This is a genomic window from Methanomassiliicoccales archaeon, from assembly GCA_014361295.1.
Classification (GTDB): domain Archaea; phylum Thermoplasmatota; class Thermoplasmata; order Methanomassiliicoccales; family JACIVX01; genus JACIVX01.
Window position 1 is genome coordinate 1 of sequence record JACIVX010000110.1, and the last position, 749, is coordinate 749.

Annotated in this window: 1 protein-coding gene; it reads left to right on the forward strand. The window is 61.0% G+C overall.

What is annotated here, in order from left to right:
- Positions 1-92: 92 nt before the first annotated feature.
- Positions 93-749: M3 family oligoendopeptidase (locus tag H5T41_11440; protein MBC7109372.1), on the forward strand; the 657-nt coding region annotated here is incomplete at its 3' end.

A 749-nucleotide genomic window follows, 5' to 3' on the forward strand; every position in this document is an offset into this window, starting at 1 on the left:
TGCCTGCCGGCGAGTGGGAGGCCCTAAGCCCGCTCTTTGCGGATTTGGAGAAGCGGCCTTTAGGATCCCGCACAGAAGTGGAGCAGGCTCTTTTGGACCTCTCCGAGCTCCTTTCGGCCATCGAGGAGGAAGGGGCCATCCGCTACATCCGCATGACCTGCGACACCACGAACCCCGAGCATGAGAAGGCCTATTTGGCATTCTTGGAAAACGTGGTTCCCCGCGTGGAGGAGGCGCTCCATCGCCTGCGGGTGCGGTTCACTGGGGTCCCGGCTTGGAAGGATCTCCCCCTTGAGCGCTACGAGGTCCTGCGGCGCAAATGGGAAAACGCCGTCCGCATCTTCCGTGAGGAGAATATCCCCCTGAAAGTGGCGGAAGAGAAGCTTGGCCAGCGCTACCAAAAGATCTTCGGGGCCATGACGGTGGAGTTCGAAGGCCGCCCCCAGACCCTCCAACAGATGGCCAAATACTTGGAGGAGCCGGATCGTCGGGTGCGGGAGCGAGCCTGGGAGCTTATCGCCGAGCGGAGACTCCGCGATAAAGGCGAGATCGAGGACATTTTCGAGGAACTCCTTGACCTTCGTGAAAAGCGCGCGAAGAACGCGGGGTTTGAGAATTTCAGGGACTACGCGTTTTGCGAGCGGGAGCGGTTCGACTATGGCCCCAAAGAGTGCGAGGAATTCCACAAGGGCGTGGAGGAGGCGGTGGTGCCCCTTCTGCGCCTTTTGCACAAGGAGCGGGCCAAGCGG